This window comes from Streptomyces sp. CBMA29 (genome assembly GCF_014596445.1).
Classification (GTDB): Bacteria; Actinomycetota; Actinomycetes; order Streptomycetales; family Streptomycetaceae; genus Actinacidiphila.
Window position 1 is genome coordinate 1 of the sequence record NZ_MECL01000164.1, and the last position, 14,388, is coordinate 14,388.

Genomic DNA, 14,388 nt, shown 5'->3' on the forward strand with positions numbered 1-14,388 from the left:
CGCCGTCGCGCGGCCCGGCGTCGCCGACCGGGAACTCCCAGCCGCCGGAGCGGAACGACCTCATCGGCGCCGCCCGCCGACGGACCGGTCGGCGGCCCCGACGAGGGGCAGGCGGACGGCGGTGCTCCCGGCCGGCGCCGGGACGGTGTCCGCCGCGGCGTGCAGGCGGGGCCCGGCCTTGGCGAGGAAGGAGGTCATCGGCGTCACCGAGTGGTCCTCGATCAGGTCGCCGAGTACGGCGTCGGCCCGCGCGAGCCGGTCGGCGTACACCGGGTCGCGCAGCAGCGGGCCGAACACGTCGAGCCACCGGTCGAGGCCGAGCAGGTCGATGCCCGGCGGACGCCACAGCGTGGGCATGGTCAGCCGCGCGGTCCCGCGCGCGCCCGGCTCCTCCAGCAGGATCAGCGCGCAATTGCGGTAGAACTTCATGTGGTGCGACTCCTGACGCGCGATTGCCTTCAGCAGATCGTCGAGAGCCGGATCACCCACCAATTCGCCGATCCGCCGGTAGGTCGTCAGCGCGATGTACTCCTGCATCGCGCCGAGAACGCAGTACATCGCCTGGATGTGCGGCATGAGCAGACCGGCCGCGTACAGCGTCGGCCAGGTCACCAGTGCGCGTATGTGGCGGGTGTTGCGTCGCACGGCCGACGGTTTCCTCGGAGCGCCGAGCGCCGAAGCGGCGGCGCGCAGCGCATAACCGTGCTCGGCCTCCTCCGCCAGCCACAGGATGTTGAACTGCGCGAGCGCGTTCGCCCGGTCGCCCCGGATCGCGTGCACCTTTCTGCGCATCAGCGCGGAATCGGTCTCGACGGCCGCGAGCGCGTACAGCATCGAGGCGAAGGTGTCGTTCCCGGTACGGCGGACGGCCGCGACCCGCGAGCGCCATTGCACCGGCCCCCAGGTGAGCGCGTAGGTGTCGAAGACTTCCTGGAGCTGGTTTTCCTGGTCTTTCCGCATGATTCCCCCAGACGGATGCGGAGCGGACAGTTCGCTGATGCCGGGTCAGTACCGGACGAGGGAAAGGGAGCAGACGTTTGTCGCGTGTTCCTGTGTGAAATTCCGTGCCGAAAGGTCGGGTGAGGCGCTGTGCGCACAGCGTGTTCCGGGCGCGCGCCCCCTTTGTGCGCCCCGGCGATCCGGCCCGCCCCTCCCGCGACTGGCCGAATGATGGCCACAGTACGGTCGGCCGGGTCTAATGTGACTGCGCGTTGCGCGGGCCGGGGGGCACTGCAATAAATACGGGACGCGTAGGGATCACCGGGGTGGCGATGGTGAAGAGCACACGCGGGCGGCCGTACGGATCGAGCGGACGGCGGCGGTCGGCCGCCCCCGCGCGTGCCCCGCTGCCGACGACCCAGGACCGTGCCGCGTGGCTGCTGCGGGTCAACCGGCTCTACGGCCGCGAACCGCGCTGGGCGAAGGGCGACTCCTTCGCCCGCTCCTTCCACGGCGGCTCCTGGCCCGCGCAGGTGAGCGTCAGCTCCATCTCCCGCTGGGAGACCGGTGTGACGAGGGTCGGCCAGCCCGCGGTCCGCCGCTACGAGCAGTTACTCGGCCTGCCGCCGGGCCAGTTGACCGCCACCATCGACATCCTCCACCGGTACGCGGCCCCGTCCGCGGGAGCCGTACCGCTGCTGGCCCGCGCGCCGGGCGATCTCGGCGCGGCGGAACGGCGGGTCGACGCGCTTTTGGACCGGGCCCTGGACGACACGCCGGTCACCGGCGCCGAGTGGGACGAGCTGACCGTCCTGCTCGTCCTCCACCCCCAACTGCGGCTGCGCTCACGGGACTGGACCGCGCTTGCCGAACGCCTGCTCACCGAGTCGCTGGTCTCCGACGGCCTGGCCTGGCAGCAGCGGCACGAGGCGCTGAACCGGGTGCTCGGCCACCCCTCGGGACAGGTCGCTGCGGTCTCGGCGTGCATCGCCTGGGCGGCGGACGCCCACAATCAGGTCTTCCTCGAACCGGTCTGTCTGCTGGACTCCAGCGCGCACCCGGACGCGGCCTCGGGCGTGCTCGCCCAACTGGCCAGGCCCACCAACGACAGCGCCTTCCTCGGCGCGCTGCTGGCCTGTGTACGCAAGGTCAGGCTCCAGCACTTCGACCGGCCGCAGTCGGCGGCGCTCACCCGGCTGGTCAATCAGGTGGCGCACGACGCCGACGGGCACCAGGCGGAGGAACGCGCGCTCGCCGCCGTCGTGTCGCGGATGCTGGACGGCGCGCCGCCGTCGCTCCCGGCCCGCACCCGTACCGGTCCCGGAGAGCGGTACGGCTCCGACATCGCCGCCCGCGTCACCGCCTGCGCCCTGTCGGCCGTCTCCCGCGAGATCCCGCGTTTCACGGACCCGCTGCTGCCCCTGCTGGTCCGCGAGATGCTGTTGCACCCGGTCTTCGACCTGCGCCTGTACGCGGCCATGATGGTCGCGGCCACCCCCTACCGGGCGCCGGTGGCCGCCGCGATGTCGTACGAGCTGTCCCGGCTGGCCGTCGCCCGCGAAGTGACGCTCGCCGGGCGGCTGCTCGAAGCCCTGCGGATCGTCGGGGGCACGGCGGAACGGCCGCTGGTCCAACGGCTGGCGCTCGCTCCGACCCTGCCGGAGGCGGTGGTCAGGGCCGCCACGTCGGCGCTTGCGCACATGGGCGGGGCCAGCCCGCGGTCCTTCTGGGAGAACGCGCTGGCGCTGACCCCCGGCGCCGGCGGCGCCTCCCGCCCGGCCGGTGGGCGCGCGGCCTCCGCCGCCGTCTACGGGCTCGGCATCAGCGGTGAGACCGATCTCCTGCGGCGGGTCTCCGGCGATCCGCGCATCCCCTCCAAGACCCGCGCGGCGGCGTCCTGGTGGCTGCGGCTGCCGTCGCGGGTCAGGGCCGGCGGCGCCGCGAAGCGGGCGTGACCGCCGCCGCGACGGCCGGCCGCCCCCGGGAACGGGGTTCCCGGGGGCGGCCGTTGGGGGACAGGACCGGCGGCGCGGTCCCTGCCCGTGCGCTCAGCCCTTGCTGGAGCCCAGCGACAGCCCGGCGATGAACTGCTTCTGGAGCAGGATGTAGACCACCAGCGTCGGCACCGCCGCGATCATCGCGGCGGCGGCGATGAGGTTCTGGTTGGAGACGAACTGCCCCTGGAGATTGGCCAGTGCCGAGGTGACCGGCCGTTTGTCGCCCGACGACATCAAGGTGATGGCCCAGAAGAAGTCGTTGTAGATCCAGGTCGTCAGCAGCGTCGCCAGCGCCGCGAGCGCCGGACGGCACAGCGGCAGGGTGAGCTTCCAGTACCGGGTCCACAGCCCCGCGCCGTCGACCAGCGCGGCCTCGTACATCTCGTCGGGGATCGACTTCATGTAGTTGCTCAGCACGAAGACGCAGAAGCCCAGTTGGAAGGCCACGTTGATGACGATGAGGCCGAAGATCGAGTTGTACATCAGGCCGCTGCCGCTGAGGAAGCCGGGCAGCGAGATCTTCAGGTAGATCCGGTACAGCGGGGTGATGATGACCTGCTGGGGGAGCAGGTTGCCCGCCGTGAAGAGGATCAGCAGCGCGATGTTGAGCTTGACGTTGACCCGGGTCAGGACGAAGGCCACACCGGACGCCAGGGCCAGCACGATGATCACCGCGGGAACGGTGATGAGCACCGAGTTCCAGAAGAAGTGCTTCATGTCCGACTGGGTCCACGCGTCGCTGAAGTTCTTCAACGTCAGGTGGTGCGGCAGCGAGACATAGCCGTACTTGCGGGTGTCGGAGTACGGGCGGACGGCCACGTACAGCGCGAAGGCGATCGGCAGCAGCCAGAGGACCGAGGCGCAGATCAGGAAGACCTGCGAGGCGATCTGGCCCCAGGGGCGCGGCTTCCTGGGGCCCGGGGGCCGCGCGGCGGGTTCGGTGTGCAGCCGCGGCAGGGTATCGGTGGTCATCGCGATTCCTCACGGCTGAACGTCTGGTACAGGAAGACGCTGATCGGCACCAGCGAGATCACCAGCAGCACCACGCCCAGCGCGGAGCCGAAGCCGACCCGTTGGGTCTCTCCGACGATGTTGGAGGTGACCAGGACCGAGAGCAGTTCCAGGCCGTTGATGCCCTTGTTGGTGATGTACACCAGGTCGAAGGCGCGCAACGACTCGATGACGGTGACCACCATGATGACGATGTTGATCGGGCGCATCACGGGGAAGATCACCCGCCAGAAGGTCTGCCAGGCGTTGGCGCCGTCGACCAGGGCCGCTTCGCGCAGCGTCGGGTCAACTGCCTTGAGCCCGGCCAGGTAGAGCACCATGACGTATCCGGCCTGCCGCCAGGTGGCCTCGACCAGGACCGACCACAGGTTCAGGTGTGGATTGCCGAGCCAGTCGATGGCGTTGTCGTTGCCGTTGCGCCCGATGACGGTGTTGATCAGCCCGAAGTTCTGCGAGTACATGAACTCCCAGATGATGCCGACCAGCGCCAGGGAGAGCATCACGGGCAGGAAGAGGATGCTCTGGTACATCCGGCTGCCCCGGATGCCGCGGTCGATGAGGACGGCGAAGAGCATGCCCAGCGGGGTGGCGATCAGGACGAAGACGGCAAGCCAGATCAGATTGTGCCGGACGGCGGGCCAGAACTCCGGGTAGATCGTGGCGGCCTGGTGGTAGTTCTGAACGCCGTACACACAGCCGTTGTTGAGGATCGACGGCAGGTTCGGCTGACAGGTCTTGGTGTGCAGACTGCCGACGCCGTTCCACTTGGTGAACGACAGCAGCACCGTGCCGAGCGCAGGGAACCAGACGAAGACCAGGTCGAGCAGGAGCGGTATGCCCAGCAGGAGCGCGACGACCACGCGGTCGCGCGCGCTCAGCTTGCGTATGCCCCGGCGGCGGCGGACCTTCGGCGTGGCCGTGGTTTCCGCCGCCGCCGGGGCGGGCGTCTGGGTGGAACTCATCAGGAGTAGATCGCCTTCGCCTGGGCCTCGGCGCTCTTCTGGAGGCCGGCGATGTTGCCCGCGCTCGGGTCGTCGATGAACTTCTGGATGATCGAGATCATCGCGGTGGCCATCGCCGGGTCGGCGTCGCGGTCCATGAACTGCGCCACCGCCTTGCACTTGGCGATCTCGGTGACCGACTTCTTCTGGATCGCGTTGTACGTCGGCACCTGGAGGCCGGTGGCCAGACCGACGTCCCACTGGTCGGTCTTCAGGAAGTCCGACTCGGCCTGTCCGGTGCCGATGTACTCCAGGATCGCCTTGGCCGCGTCGGTGTTCTTGGCCTTCTTGCTGAGCATGAAGCCGTCGGTCGGCGCGTCCATGTAGTCCTGGCCGTACGCCGGGTTGATCGCGGGGAAGGTGAAGAAGTCCAGGTCGTCCAGGTCGGCCTTGTCCGAGACGTACTGCGCGGCCACCTGGTTGGTGCCCTGGAACATCATCCCGGCCTTCTTGGTCTCCAGGGTCTTGGCCGCGTCCTGCCAGATCCGCCCGTTGGCGCCGGTCTGCGTGTAGGGCAGGATCTCGGCCCAGTGCTGGAAGACCGTGTGCACGCCCTGGTCGGTCCACGGGATCTCGTGCTTCATCAACTTGGTGTGGTAGTCGTACCCGTTGATGCGCATGTTGAGGATGTCGAAGGTGCCGAGGGCGGGCCAGCCGTCCTTGTCGCCGAAGGCGATCGGGATGATGCCGTCGCCCTTCATCTTCTTGGCCAGCGCCACGTAGGCGTCCCAGGTGGTGGGCACGGAGTAGCCCTTGGCCGCGAACTGGCTCTTGTTGTAGAAGACCACCCACGGGTAGTTGTACAGCGGCACCAGGTACTGGTGGCCGTCGAGGCCGGTGGAGAGCTTCTTGGCCGCGTCGCCGAAGTTGCCGCCGATCTTGTCCCACACGTCGTCCAGCGGCTGAGCCAGACCCTGCGCGGCGAAGTACTGCATGCGGTAGCCCGCGAACCAGGTGAACAGGTCGTCCGGGGTGCCCTGGAGATAGCTGGTGATGTTCTCCTGGAACGTGTTGTGGTCGACCGTGTTGATCTTGACCTGCGCCTTGGTGCTCGCGGCGGCGGCGGCGGTGAGGGTCGCGAAGGCGGCCTTCGGCGCGGCGTCGGAGTAGTTGGACCCGAAGGTCACGGTGCCGCCGACCTTGCCGCCGGAGGCGCTGGGGCTGCTCTTGTCCTTGGAGTCCTTCGAGTCGCTGCCACAGGCCGTCAGCAGGCCGCCGGAGACGACGGCGAGACCGGCGGCGCCCGCGACGCCTCTGAGCACGTTTCTGCGCGACGGCGATGCACCACCGGTGTCCAGGCCGCTTCCCGCTGTGCTGCTTCCCGTTGATTCGACGTCCGACATGGTGCCTCCATGTGTGTGTGGCCGTTCCGGGTGCGGTAGGCGAGCGATGGCGGAGTGGACGTTTCTGGAGGGCCTGTAGCCTATCGATTTCCAACAGAAGTCACCAAGATGAAACGCCATCTCAACCGCAGGGGTAGTTCTACGCCAGATACCCAGGAGCGTCAACGCCCCATTACGGATGCGTTGCCGGACCGTGATGTGCAGGTGACGTGCTGATTGGCCGCCCCATTCCGTTGCCGCCCCGCAGGGGAGAGACGGTTCAGGGTAGCGGTCGGATCGTGGCAGCTCGGAGGCGGTCCGAGCACGATCGAACCGGATGGAACAACATGCACCAAAGCGGCAGCGGGTCCTGAAGATCCATCTCTTCTCATGTTTGATATTGCGTGCTTCCGACGCCATGGCCGAGTCGTGGGGACCCGAACCCGGTGAACTCGACATCCGCGCGCCCGAATTGCCGGAGATAGCGGTAAAGTTCGGGCATCGCGCGATGATCGGCAATGATCGCCGACACCGGACGAGATCGTTCCGGAAGTCAACCGGCCCGTTTTGCTCCGGCCTTGTGGCTGCCCTGTGTGGCCGGACAATGCCAGGCTGTCCCCATGATGGGCTACATCCCCGAGGAAACGACCAGCTTCGAGGGGCGGCAGGAGGAGTTGGCGCGGTTGGACACCGCGCTCGCGACCCACCGGCTGGTCACACTCACCGGTGCGGGCGGCGTCGGCAAGACCCGTATCGCGCAGCGCTCCGCCGCCCGCACCGCGCAGCGGGCCGCGCCGCGGTTCCCCGACGGGGTGTGGTGGGCCGACCTGTCGACCCTGGAGAACGCCGAGTTGCTGCTGGCCGCCGTCTCGGACGCGGTCGACCTCTCCGACCACTCACCGCGCATGCCGGTGGAAGCGCTGTGCGAATGGCTCGCGGACAAGCGCCTGTTACTGGTCCTGGACTCCTGTGAGCACCTGGTTGACGAGTGCGCCCACCTGGTCGGCGAACTGCTCACCTCCGCGCCGGGGCTGACCGTACTGACCACCAGCAGGCGCCCGTTGAACCTGGCGGGCGAGGAACTGACCGAAGTGGGGCCGCTGGACGTCGACGGCGCCGACGCGCTCGCGCTGTTCACCCGGCGCGTGACCGACTCCGACCCCGACGCCCTCGCGGGCCCCGCCGCCGCCCGTGCCGCCGCCGAGATCTGCCGCCGTCTCGAAGGAATCCCGCTGGCACTGGAGTTGGCCGCGGCCCAGGTCGGCCCCTCCACCGTCGAGGACGTCTCGTCCCGGCTCGGCTTCCGCTTCGACGTGCTGGCCCGCGCCGACTTCGTCTGGCCGCCGCGGCACCGCACCCTGCGGACCACCATCGGCTGGAGCCACGAACTGTGCGCGCCGGTCGAGCGGTTGCTGTGGGCCCGGCTCACCGTCTTCCGCGGCTCCTTCGACCTCGCCGCCGCCCGCGCGGTGACCTCCGGCGGCCCGCTCGCCGAACACGCCGTCGCCGCCACCCTGGAACGCCTCGTGGCCCAGTCCGTGGTCCGCAGGGACGGCCACCGCTACCGGATGCTCGACACCATCCGCGAGTACGGCCAGGAGTGGCTGCGCGAGCTGGGCGAGGAACGCGCCCTGGCCGACCGGCACGCCGAGCACTTCCTGGAACTGGCCCGGCGCGCCGACGCCCTGTGGTCGAGCAGCGAACAGGCCCGCTGCTACCGGCAGATAGACGACGTCCACACCGACCTGCGCACCGCGCTCGACCACCTGCTGGCCACCGAACCCGCCCGCGCCGCCGAACTCGCCGGACTGCTCTGCTTCTTCTGGACTTGCTGCGGCCATCTCAAGGAAGCCCGCGGCTACTTGGAACGCGCGCTGATGGCGCACGACACCCAGGGCCCCGAACGCACCCGTGCGCTGTGCGCGCTGGGGGTGACCATCACCCTCCAGGGCGACTACCCCTCGGCGCTCCAGGTGAGCGAACTGGCCACCCGGGCCGCCGCGTACGACGGGGACAAGGAGGCGCAGTTCGCCGCCGCGTACCTGTCCGGGCTGCTGGCCCTGCTCACCGGCCGCGCCGAGGACGCCCGCGACACCGTGGACGCGGCGCTGGCCGCCGTACCGGGCTGGGCCTTCGACTCGCCCTCCCGGCTGCGCTGCCACCTCGTCGCGGTCTTCGCGCTCACCGGCCTCGGCCGGCTCCCCGAGGCGCGGGCGCGGGCCCGCGAACTGCGCCAGCACTGCGCGCAGCTCGGCGAGGTCTGGACGCTGTCCTACCTGGAGTACCAACTCGCGCTGATCGCGCTATTCCAGTCCGCGCCGTACGAGGCCGCGGGACACGCCCGCACCATGCTGGAGAGCAAGCGGCTGCTCGGCGACGCCTTCGGGATCGCGCTCGGCCTCGACCTGCTGGCCGCCGCGCTGGCCGCGGAGGGCAGGGGTGAGCAGGCGGCCACCGTCTACGGCGTCGGCGAGTCGTACTGGCGCAGCGTCGGGCACCCGCAGCGCGGCACGCCGGAGTTGCGCGGGGTACGCGAGCAGTGCGAGGCGACCGCCCGCGCTCTGGTCGGCGACGCCGCGTACGACAGGGCGTACCGGCGCGGCGCCGCGGAGTACGGCCGCACCGCGCTGGCCGCCGCCCTCGCCGAGGAGCCCCCGGCGCAACGCTGACCGCCGTGACCCGGCGGGTGTGACGCGTGACACGGGCCGCCGCGGTGGAGACGGCGCGTTGGCCGATACTGATCGGTAACGAATATCGTGTGTTCCCGGAGCCGACTCCGGCGCTTCACGTTATCGCATTGATGTCAATTGCCCTTTCGGCGGAACCACTGTGCGCCTTTTGCCGTTTACCGTACGGGATTAGATCCGCAGGACGCGCCGCAAGGGGGGTGATCCGGCCGTGCGAACGATGGCGCCGAAGCGAGCTCGGACAGAGAAGCCGCAGGTCGGGGCGGTTGGTCTCGGACAGGTGTGCCATGCCTGCGTCGATTCCAGGCCACCTCTCGGCGTGGAGGAAGGATTGGTCTTCTTTCCTGCTGAATCGCGGGATCATTCGTATGGCGACCCTGCGTTGAGCGACGTACACCACGTCGAGGACGATGGGTCACTGCCTGATGCAAGGTCTGACCCCCATCCATGGCCGATGGCCTGAAAGGCTCCCATGAAAGCTGAGATCGCCGTGCCCGACGGCGCACGGCACACCCGAATTCTCGGTGTCGGCGCGTATCGCCCCCGGTCGGTCGTCGACAACGCCGAAGTATGTCGATACATCGACTCCTCGGACGAATGGATCCGCTCCAGAACCGGCATCGTGACCCGCCGCTGGGCCGGTCCCGACGAGACCCTGGGCGTAATGGCGGAGCAGGCCGCCAGCAAGGCCATCGCGGCAGCCGGGCTCACCCCGGACCGCATCACCTGCGTGATCGCCGCCACCTTCACCCACCTCATGCAGACACCCGCGGTCGCCACGGAGATCGCCCACCGGATCGGCGCCACCGAGGCCGCGGCCTTCGACATCACCGCGGGCTGCGCCGGATTCGTCCACGGCGTGGTGCTCGCCTCCGACGCCGTGCGCGCCAGAGGCGGCCACGTCCTGGTCGTCGGCGTGGAGCGGATGACCGATCTGCTCGACCTCAGCGACCGTTCGACGGCGTTCATCTTCGGCGACGGCGCGGGGGCCGTCGTCATCGGCCCGTCGGACACACCGGGCATCGGCCCGGTGGTCTGGGGCGCGGACGGCTCACAGGCCGACGCGATCGAGCAGACGGCACCCTGGGACGTGCTCAAGGACGACCCCGGCCACAAGTTCCCCGCACTGCGCCAGGACGGGCAGCGGGTCTTCCGCTGGGCGGTCTACGAGATGGCCAAGGTGGCCAAGCAGGCGCTGGACGTGGCGGGCGTCGGCCCGGCCGACCTCGACACGTTCATCCCGCACCAGGCGAACGAGCGCATCATCGACAGCATGGCCAAGTCCATCGGCCTGCCGCCCGAAGTCACCGTCGCCAAGGACATCGTGACCAACGGCAACACCTCCGGTGCGTCCATCCCGCAGGCCATGGAAGCGGTGCTCGCCTCCGGCGAGGCCAACTCCGGCGACACCGCCCTGCTGCTCGGGTACGGCTCCGGCCTGTCCTACGCCGCCGTGGTCGCCACCCTGCCCTGACCCACCGCACTCCAGCACAGCGCGCAGCGCGACCACTTGACACCGGCCGCCGCCCCGGCACACGGGGGCGGCGGCCGGTGCCTTTCCCGCCCGCGACACCCGCCGTTCGAAAATGAACGATCATCGGCCGTCACAGCTACCGGAGTTAACGACTCTACGTACCAGGAGGAGAACGGGACACGCCCGGAATCTCGCGCGGCCGGGTGCGCACCGCTCTCCCTCTCCCCACTGGTGACGTGTGACGAAGAAGGCGGGTAGCTGATGAAAGCCCTGGTCACAACGGACGACGCGGACAACGCGGACGGCCGACTCCGGCTCGACCCGGTCGACGAGCCGGAACCGCTGCCCGGACAGGCCCTGATCGCGGTCAGCGCGGTCGCCGTCAACCGCGGTGAACTGTCCGTGCTCGACGAGCTGCCCCCCGGCTCCCGGATCGGCTGGGACGTCGCGGGCACCGTACTGCGCCCGGCGGCCGACGGATCGGGCCCCGCCGTGGGCACGCGCGTCGTCGGCCTCGCCGACCGCGACGGCTGGGCGGAGCGCGTCGCCCTCGACACCCGCAGGCTCGCCCGGCTGCCCGACGCCGTCGACTGGGCCGCCGCGGCGGCCCTTCCCGTCGCGGGCCTCACCGCCCTCTACGCCCTCCAGCGGGCCGGCCGCCTGCTCGGCCGCACCGTACTGATCACCGGCGCGGGCGGTGGAGTCGGCCGCGCGGCCGTCCAACTCGCCTCCGCCGCGGGCGCTCACGTGATCGCCTGGGTCGGCTCCCCGGACCGCGCGACCGGCCTCGCCGCCCTCGGCGCCGACGTCGTCGCGACCTACGGCACCGACCCCGGCGTACCCGTCGACATCCTGCTCGACAGTTGCGGCGGCACCGTCCTCACCCGGGCCTTCGAGTCCGTCGCCCCGGGCGGCAGCGTGGTCGTCTACGGCAACACCGCGCGGGCCGAGTTACGGCTTCCCCGCGACTGGGGGCGCGCCCGGCCCGGTGTCAGCCTCCACTACGTCTTCCTCTTCGACGAGATCACCCGCCACGACGTCGGCCACGACCTGGCCTTCCTGCTCCAACTCGTCACCGAGGAACGGCTGGACCCCCAGGTCGCGCTGGTCGGCTCATGGACCGATCCGGCGCCCGCGCTGCGGTGCCTGGACCGTCGCCAGGTCAACGGCAAGGTAGTGCTGGCTCTTTGACCCGAGCAGGTCCGGGGTGTCCACCGCGCGGAGGTCGCCCGACCCCCTCCGCGCGGTGAACGCGCTCACGGCAGGGGCTACTTGGCCCAGGGGGACTGCTTCTCGTAGCGCGGTCGCCAGGTCTTGCGGAAGAGGAAGCGGACGGGCGGCGGAACGAGCGCCAGCACCTTCTGCTCGGTGGCGGCCGGCGCCGAGTCCAGGAGCCAGGGGAAGAACGTCGCCGCCCCCTTCGTCCCCACCTGCCTGCGCTGTTCCGCGCCGAAGGCGTCCCACTGCCTGGCGGTCACCACGTCCCCCACCAGCGGCAGCCCCGCGTCCTCCTCGTGGTCGAAGTGCGCCGTCAGCGCGTCCCGCAGCCGCTCCGCGTCCTCGCTCAACCCGGCCGTGTCACCCGCCGCGAGCCGCGCGTCGACCGCCGCGATCAGCGGATCGAGCGCCGCGTGCTCGGCCTCCATCGCGTCCAGCAGCGCGACCCGCTCGGGGTCGCTTCCGATCCGCCCGCGCATGGCGGGCCACAAGGTGGTGTCCTCGGCGGTGTGGTGGATGTCCAAGTAGTAAGTGAAGCTCTTCCAGCCCTCTTTGAAGGCCCGCGGACTCCCGGTTCTGTGGTCGGCGGCCGTGACCAGCCGGCCGAGGTCGCGCCGGAAGGCGTCGTGCACCGCGTACATCATGGTGAAGTCGAGCCGGGACTGTGCGTCCGACGGCGTGTAGGTACTCATGCGTGCCTCCTGATGAGTGCGTGCGCGGGTACGTGGTCAGATGGTGGCACCGACGCCTGTCACGGTGCTTCCTCCTCACGAACCCGGAGGCCCGCGGCGGCGACGACTTCCGCGCCGATCGGGGCGAACTCCGCGATAAGGAGGCCGGGTTCGGCCGCGGCCCCTCGTCCCGGGGCTCGTCACGTCACCCCGCCGAGGCCCGCAGCGCCGCCGCCAGGCGCGGCCCCGTGTACTGCCTCACCCATGCCAGATGCTCGCCCGCGGTTCCTCGCGGCACCACTTCGACCAGCATGATCAGGAACAGGTAGCAGCGGTACAGCGCGATCCGCCGCCGGGCCGCCGCGTCGAAGTCCGTACGCCCGCCGCCCGCGCCGTATCCGGCGAGGAAGGCGGAGTCGCGCTCGATGTCGTCGCGCCCGATCGACAGCGACGCGAAATCCGCCAGCGGGTCGCCCCAGAACATCCGCTCGCCGTCGATGAGGCCGCTGACCGTACGGGCGCCCGCCGGACCGTGGAGCATGATGTTGCCCGGCCACAGGTCGAAGTGGACCAGCGCGGGCTCGGTGACCTCGTCGAGTACGGGCGCCGCCGTCGCCAGCGCGGCACGGATCTCGGCGACCGGGAACGGCAGCCAGGGTTCGTACCGCTCCGCGTCGTCCAGGACGGCGTCGGTCATCGCCGTGAAGGCGGGCCGCCAGCGGGAGCCGAGCGGGGCGATGGTCTGCGCCGGGTAGCCGAAGGCCGGTCCGCGCACCGCGTGCAGCCGGGCCAGCAGGCCGCCGGTCTCCCGCCACAGCCGCGCGCTCTCGGCCTCCCCGACGCCCTCCGCCGCCTGCGCGCCGTCCCGCTCGGCGGCCTGTCCCGCCGCCCGCCAGGTGACACCGGGGCAGTGCGTCATCAGCAGGAAAGGAACGGCCTGTTCGCTCCCGTCGTCGTACTCGGCGTGCACCACGCGCGGCGCGGGCACCCCCACCGCGGCGGCGCCCTCGTAGAACCGGGCCTCGCCGCGCAGGAGTTCGCGTTCGTAGCCGAGCTTCGGGACCCGCGACGGCGGCGGGATCTTGAGCACGAGGACGGCGCCGTCGGTGAGTTCGACGCGGTGCATCGCGTTGTACGTGCCGCCCTGGAGCGGCGCGTGTCCGGCGATCCCGGCCGCGGGGATTCCGGCGCGCTCCAGTGCTCCGGTCACCGTGTCGTCCTGCGTCAGCGGCGCCATCCGCCCCTCCCCGTGGCCGGCTTCCGTGGTGCCGAACCCTACGCGGTCGCCAGTCCCCAGCCGAGCGCGCCCACGGCGACGGCCGCGTAGGCCCACACGGCGGCGAGCACGATCCGCCGCCTGACGGACTCCGACCAGGGCGTACGGGCCAACAGCCAGGCCAGGGCGGGGAGTACGAGGACCGCGTGCAGGCTCACCGCGTGCAGCGGCTTGAGGGCGCCGGTCGAGTGGTACGCGGCCTGCTGGTCGCCCGTCCTGGTCTCGACGACCCCGCGGGCGATCATCGCGGCGCCGGAGAGCAGACCGACCAGCAGCAGCGCGAATCCGGCGCGCAGCGCGAGCGGCATTCCGGCGGGTCCGGCGGGCGGGGTGCGGAAGGCGGCGACGGCGAAGGTTGTGAGGACCACGACGAGCAGCGCGCCGCCGACGGCCAGCGACATGGCGACGGCGGAGTTCACCGGCGTCTCCATGTCGAAGTGCGAGGGCACGTGCCGCCACGCCTGCACGGTGATCCCGGCGACCTCCAGGACGCAGTCGGCCGCGAAGAGGGCGAGCAGCGTGGAGCGGGTCCGCTCGCCGATCCGCACGTACGAGGTCACCCAGGCGAGCGCGATCAGGGTCAGACCGAAGGACACCCCGAAGGTGAAGGGCTTGCGCCAGGAGACCGGGCCGTCCCACGGCCCGCCGTCCACCGCGAAGACCCCCAGGTGGAACAGGCCCGACACGATGAGCGCGGCGCCGACCCCGTACGCCAGCCGCTCGGCGCCGCGCGCGGGGGCGCGGCCGGGCGGCGGGACGACTGCTGCTGCCGTGGCGGACATGGCGCGGGAC

General features: G+C 70.7%; 11 protein-coding genes. 4 read left to right on the forward strand and 7 right to left on the reverse strand.

The window, feature by feature from the left end; translation table 11 throughout:
* Positions 1 to 60 precede the first annotated feature (60 nt).
* Positions 61 to 960, reverse strand: a complete 900-nt coding sequence (locus tag BGM09_RS21715; protein ID WP_188283336.1) for an acyl-ACP desaturase — start codon at positions 958 to 960, stop codon at positions 61 to 63.
* A gap of 311 nt (positions 961 to 1,271) precedes the next feature.
* Here BGM09_RS21715 and BGM09_RS21720 point away from each other — a divergent pair, with 311 nt between their 5' ends.
* Complete coding sequence (locus tag BGM09_RS21720; protein ID WP_188283337.1) at positions 1,272 to 2,894, forward strand: XRE family transcriptional regulator; 1,623 nt, start codon at positions 1,272 to 1,274, stop codon at positions 2,892 to 2,894.
* A 93-nt stretch (positions 2,895 to 2,987) separates the two neighbouring features.
* Here BGM09_RS21720 and BGM09_RS21725 read toward each other — a convergent pair whose 3' ends face one another.
* The 3 genes from BGM09_RS21725 to BGM09_RS21735 are packed head-to-tail and all read right to left on the reverse strand — an operon-like array spanning position 2,988 to position 6,210.
* Positions 2,988 to 3,908: a carbohydrate ABC transporter permease gene (locus BGM09_RS21725; protein ID WP_188283338.1), complete on the reverse strand. Its 921-nt coding sequence runs from the start codon at positions 3,906 to 3,908 to the stop codon at positions 2,988 to 2,990.
* Positions 3,905 to 4,909: a carbohydrate ABC transporter permease gene (locus tag BGM09_RS21730; RefSeq protein WP_188283339.1), complete on the reverse strand. Its 1,005-nt coding sequence runs from the start codon at positions 4,907 to 4,909 to the stop codon at positions 3,905 to 3,907. Before BGM09_RS21730 ends, BGM09_RS21725 begins: the two co-directional genes overlap by 4 nt.
* Complete coding sequence (locus BGM09_RS21735; RefSeq protein WP_188283340.1) at positions 4,909 to 6,210, reverse strand: ABC transporter substrate-binding protein; 1,302 nt, start codon at positions 6,208 to 6,210, stop codon at positions 4,909 to 4,911. Before BGM09_RS21735 ends, BGM09_RS21730 begins: the two co-directional genes overlap by 1 nt.
* Before the next feature lie 680 nt (positions 6,211 to 6,890).
* On the opposite strand from BGM09_RS21735, the gene BGM09_RS21740 reads away from it, so the two are divergent.
* The 3 genes from BGM09_RS21740 (at position 6,891) to BGM09_RS21750 (ending at position 11,622) form a co-directional block, all read left to right on the forward strand.
* Positions 6,891 to 8,939, forward strand: a complete 2,049-nt coding sequence (locus BGM09_RS21740; protein ID WP_188283341.1) for an ATP-binding protein — start codon at positions 6,891 to 6,893, stop codon at positions 8,937 to 8,939.
* A 490-nt stretch (positions 8,940 to 9,429) separates the two neighbouring features.
* Positions 9,430 to 10,431, forward strand: a complete 1,002-nt coding sequence (locus BGM09_RS21745) for a beta-ketoacyl-ACP synthase III (RefSeq protein ID WP_188283342.1) — start codon at positions 9,430 to 9,432, stop codon at positions 10,429 to 10,431.
* A 261-nt stretch (positions 10,432 to 10,692) separates the two neighbouring features.
* Positions 10,693 to 11,622, forward strand: coding sequence for a zinc-binding dehydrogenase (locus tag BGM09_RS21750; RefSeq protein ID WP_188283343.1), 930 nt, complete (start codon positions 10,693 to 10,695; stop codon positions 11,620 to 11,622).
* A 77-nt stretch (positions 11,623 to 11,699) separates the two neighbouring features.
* Here the strand turns inward: BGM09_RS21750 and BGM09_RS21755 are convergent, their stop codons facing one another.
* The 3 genes from BGM09_RS21755 to BGM09_RS21765 all read right to left on the reverse strand — a co-directional run bounded on the left by BGM09_RS21755 (position 11,700) and on the right by BGM09_RS21765 (position 14,378).
* Positions 11,700 to 12,341 carry a hemerythrin domain-containing protein gene (locus BGM09_RS21755; protein WP_188283344.1) on the reverse strand — a complete coding sequence of 214 codons (642 nt, stop codon included), beginning with the start codon at positions 12,339 to 12,341 and terminating at the stop codon, positions 11,700 to 11,702.
* A 184-nt stretch (positions 12,342 to 12,525) separates the two neighbouring features.
* Positions 12,526 to 13,557, reverse strand: coding sequence for a phosphotransferase family protein (locus tag BGM09_RS21760; RefSeq protein ID WP_188283345.1), 1,032 nt, complete (start codon positions 13,555 to 13,557; stop codon positions 12,526 to 12,528).
* Positions 13,558 to 13,595: 38 nt separating this feature from the next.
* On the reverse strand, positions 13,596 to 14,378 hold the full coding sequence (locus BGM09_RS21765; RefSeq protein ID WP_188283346.1) for a hypothetical protein: 783 nt from the start codon (positions 14,376 to 14,378) through the stop codon (positions 13,596 to 13,598).
* Positions 14,379 to 14,388 lie beyond the last annotated feature (10 nt).

Excerpts from the sequence above, each read along its gene's own strand:
- BGM09_RS21750 (WP_188283343.1), top strand. The coding sequence starts at position 10,693 with ATGAAAGCCCTGGTCACAACGGACGACGCGGACAACGCGGACGGCCGA.
- BGM09_RS21745 (WP_188283342.1), top strand. The coding sequence starts at position 9,430 with ATGAAAGCTGAGATCGCCGTGCCCGACGGCGCACGGCACACCCGAATT.
- BGM09_RS21755 (WP_188283344.1), bottom strand. The coding sequence starts at position 12,341 with ATGAGTACCTACACGCCGTCGGACGCACAGTCCCGGCTCGACTTCACC.
- BGM09_RS21730 (WP_188283339.1), bottom strand. The coding sequence starts at position 4,909 with ATGAGTTCCACCCAGACGCCCGCCCCGGCGGCGGCGGAAACCACGGCC.
- BGM09_RS21720 (WP_188283337.1), top strand. The coding sequence starts at position 1,272 with ATGGTGAAGAGCACACGCGGGCGGCCGTACGGATCGAGCGGACGGCGG.
- BGM09_RS21715 (WP_188283336.1), bottom strand. The coding sequence starts at position 960 with ATGCGGAAAGACCAGGAAAACCAGCTCCAGGAAGTCTTCGACACCTAC.
- BGM09_RS21760 (WP_188283345.1), bottom strand. The coding sequence starts at position 13,557 with ATGGCGCCGCTGACGCAGGACGACACGGTGACCGGAGCACTGGAGCGC.
- BGM09_RS21725 (WP_188283338.1), bottom strand. The coding sequence starts at position 3,908 with ATGACCACCGATACCCTGCCGCGGCTGCACACCGAACCCGCCGCGCGG.
- BGM09_RS21740 (WP_188283341.1), top strand. The coding sequence starts at position 6,891 with ATGATGGGCTACATCCCCGAGGAAACGACCAGCTTCGAGGGGCGGCAG.
- BGM09_RS21765 (WP_188283346.1), bottom strand. The coding sequence starts at position 14,378 with ATGTCCGCCACGGCAGCAGCAGTCGTCCCGCCGCCCGGCCGCGCCCCC.